Annotated in this window: 4 protein-coding genes; 1 reads left to right on the forward strand and 3 read right to left on the reverse strand. The window is 67.5% G+C overall.

Going from position 1 to position 3,067, the window contains the following annotated elements; all coding sequences use genetic code 11:
• Positions 1-120: 120 nt before the first annotated feature.
• Both ACIWVC_RS26490 and ACIWVC_RS26495 read right to left on the reverse strand, forming a co-directional pair.
• Complete coding sequence (locus tag ACIWVC_RS26490) at positions 121-327, reverse strand: DUF397 domain-containing protein (RefSeq protein WP_396454718.1); 207 nt, start codon at positions 325-327, stop codon at positions 121-123.
• Complete coding sequence (locus ACIWVC_RS26495) at positions 324-1,208, reverse strand: helix-turn-helix domain-containing protein (protein WP_396454719.1); 885 nt, start codon at positions 1,206-1,208, stop codon at positions 324-326. The genes ACIWVC_RS26490 and ACIWVC_RS26495 overlap by 4 nt, the downstream gene beginning before the upstream one ends.
• A 203-nt stretch (positions 1,209-1,411) precedes the next feature.
• On the opposite strand from ACIWVC_RS26495, the gene ACIWVC_RS26500 reads away from it, so the two are divergent.
• Positions 1,412-2,170 (forward strand): ATP-binding protein, encoded by a 759-nt coding sequence (locus ACIWVC_RS26500; protein WP_396454720.1) that lies wholly within the window; start codon positions 1,412-1,414, stop codon positions 2,168-2,170.
• 58 nt (positions 2,171-2,228) lie between these two features.
• Here ACIWVC_RS26500 and ACIWVC_RS26505 read toward each other — a convergent pair.
• On the reverse strand, positions 2,229-3,067 hold an 839-nt coding region (locus tag ACIWVC_RS26505; RefSeq protein WP_396454721.1), incomplete at its 5' end, for a hypothetical protein.

A 3,067-nucleotide genomic window follows, 5' to 3' on the forward strand; every position in this document is an offset into this window, starting at 1 on the left:
CCATGACAGCGATCACGCTCGGGCCGAATCAGACCAGCAGACCTGAATAGTCACCTGCCCTGGCACGTTGTGCTTAGCGCGAGGGACACCGTGCGAGCGGGTCAGCGATCGCTGACAGGGTCAAAGATCGTACGCACCCCGCTTGATCTGCGACACCATCGCCGCCCACGCGTCCAGGTGCAGCACAAGGACGCCGCCTTCGGGGTTCTTGGAGTCCCTCACCATCTGCCTGGCATCTAGTCGGGCGACTTCAACGCAGTCGCCCCCCGTGCTGCCGCTATATGAGCTCTTGCGCCACGGTATGCCGGACAACTCGCCGAGCTTCATGCACTCAATCCTTCCGTCTCATCCCACTCTGCGGCAATCTTCTCAAGCATGGCGATCGAGTCTCTGGGGCTCAACGCCTGGGCTCGCAGCGAGTCGAACGCCAGCCGGTGAGTCTCGACCTCGGGCATCTTGTCCATCAGCAGCGTTCCTGCCCGGTTCTCGACGTACGCGTATTCAGATACGGCAGCGTCACCCAGGTCGAGTGTGAGCACCGTGAACGAACCGCACGTCCCCGGATGAGCGCCGATCGAGAACGGCAGGACCTGCAACTTGATGTTGCGGCGCCGAGCCGCAGAGGCAAGAACACGTAGTTGCTCGGCCATGACTCTGGGCCCTCCGACCGCGCGCCGTAGCACTGCCTCGTCGAGCACGACCCAGTATTGGAGAGGGGCATCTCCGCTGAGAATCGCCTGGCGAGCGAGACGGGCCTCGACACGCGCCTGAATCTCCTCGTCCGATGGCGGTCGAGGCTCGACAGACAGCACCGCGTGGGCGTACTCCGCGGTCTGGAGCAGGCCAGGCACCCACTCACTGACATAGGCGTGCATCTCCGTGGCCTCGGCCTCCAGGCCGAGGTACAGCTCGAAGCCGGGGTGCAGGACCTCGCCGTAGCGCTGCCACCAGCCGCGTTGCCGCGCCGCCTTGGCCAGTTCGGTGAGCTGCGCCGTCTCATCTGGCGTCGCGCCGTACAGCTCCACGAGCCGTTCGAGGACGCGGGCGGGCACCGATGTCTGCCCCGTCTCCATCCGGCTGATGGTCGAGTCAGTCCGGGCGATGTGGCGGGCCGCGTCATCCGCCGTGATGCCGGCGCGGGTCCGCAGCGCGCGGAGCCGGATACCCAGCATGATCCGGCGGACGGTCGGGCTCTCGGGGCGTGGCATGAGGGCACCTCCTCGATGGTCGGTCGTCATTCTGCCCTCCCAACCTCACTTTGCGTGGCAGAAACCACACACACAGTCCATTTCGGTCACTACATATGAGTTTTGAAAACGGGATTGCATCCTAGCTTTGCATCAGTCAGTATCGAGCCGTCCACACGACATGTGACTTGACGCACACGCATGGTGATCACTGAGGAGGCCCGATGGAGGTCAAAGGGGCGTGGGGGCTGGTGACCGGGGGGTTGTGCGCGTGGCGGCTGCCGGGGGACGAGAGCGGGCCGGCGGCGGCGCGGCGGCTCGTCCGTCAGACGATGTGCGAACTACAGCTCGGCCGGGACGTGATCGAGGACGGCGAGCTCGCCGTGTCCGAGACCGCGACCAACGCCCTGCGGCACGCCGGGTGCGCCCAGGGCGACCGACCACCACCACCTCTACCGGAGCTATGGATCTGGGCGCGGACCGTCCCGTCCCCGCAACTGATCGTCTCCGTCTTCGACGGAGCGCGAACGGCCACACCACACACCTCCGGAGGCGGGCTACTGGACGAGCATGGCAAGGGCCTCGAACTCGTCCGCGAGGTCACCGCCGACTGGGGCAGCGCCCCGACCCGGTCCCGGGTCGACACCACGTCCGTCCCAGGAAAAGCAGTCTGGTTCGCGCTACCGCTCCCCTGTGACTGGCCCGGCCTGCACTACCGCGTCCACCCGGGAACCGCCGCACACCACCTTCTGCTCAACCTCACCCGCCGCGGCTTCGAAGGGAGACGCAGCACCACCGGCGACGGCCTCTCCGTCCTCGTCCTCACCGGGCTCAACGTGTGGGTCCACCGGCGCACCTTCTGCTGGTGGACCACCCCGCACCGCTACCTCCGCCGCCCCCTCATCGACCTCCAGGAGACCACCGAACTCCTCGTCCGCCACCTCGACACCACCCCCGCCCCGGCGCACTCCCCGAAGCCGTGATGAGCCAGGCGGCGGTCCCGCCGTGGAGCCACACCGGACACCACCGCGGGAGTCCTCCCTACTTCCGGAGGAAGTCGTCCCTGCGGGCGATGGCGAGCCCGAGCAGGTCTTCCGCGATCGGGCGTGCCACGTCGCGTTTGACTCCGAGCAGATCCCTGACCCGCTGCCCCAACTCCTTGCGAAGGTTGTCTTGGAGAAACAGGTTCTCGGCGAAGTGCGGCGGCCCCACCTCGAATTCGACCACCCCTGCGAGTTGGCGGGCGGCGTCCACTAGCGCGTCGCGTGTGATTTCGCCGTCGGCGCCGAGCATGGCTGCGAGCCGCTGCTCTAGGGCACTGTAGATGGGGCCTTCCGTTTTAGGGTCGAGGTCCAGCGCGAGGATCTCGGTGTCGTCCGTCGCGATTCCTTCGACCAGATCGCCCAGCGCATCCGCCAGGTCCCGCCACTGCTGATCGAGCTGGGTGAGCAGGACGTCCAGGCGGCTGCTCAGGCGGCGGACGCGGCCGGGGTCGCTGCGCCGGTTCGTCTCCAGGAACCGGCGGAGCGCGTACTCGTACTCGCGGGCGCGTGCTCGGTCGCTGCGGAGTGCGTCCACCCGGTCCCGGAAGCTCGCATCGGTGATCTCGACGGGCGGTACCTGCTGCATGGGGACGTTGGCGCGAATGTGCTCGTCCAGCAGTTCCCGGAGGAGCGGGCCGTACTGGTTGGGGTCGGGACGGCCGGTCCCCGTGTCGCGGAACCTCCGCCGAGCCCGCCACTGGAGCAGCCCGGCCTCCTTCGCCAGTGGCAGATGGGACGTGACCTCCGGCCGGGGCAGCAGACGTTCCACAGCCCCCAAGAAGGTCTTTGCGGCCTCGTCGAACCGCATGCGCAGATCCGGGTCCTCCAGACGTTCGA

The organism is Actinomadura sp. (assembly GCF_044508335.1).
GTDB lineage: Bacteria > Actinomycetota > Actinomycetes > Streptosporangiales > Streptosporangiaceae > Spirillospora.

Excerpts from the sequence above, each read along its gene's own strand:
- ACIWVC_RS26500 (WP_396454720.1), top strand. The coding sequence starts at position 1,412 with ATGGAGGTCAAAGGGGCGTGGGGGCTGGTGACCGGGGGGTTGTGCGCG.
- ACIWVC_RS26490 (WP_396454718.1), bottom strand. The coding sequence starts at position 327 with ATGAAGCTCGGCGAGTTGTCCGGCATACCGTGGCGCAAGAGCTCATAT.
- ACIWVC_RS26495 (WP_396454719.1), bottom strand. The coding sequence starts at position 1,208 with ATGCCACGCCCCGAGAGCCCGACCGTCCGCCGGATCATGCTGGGTATC.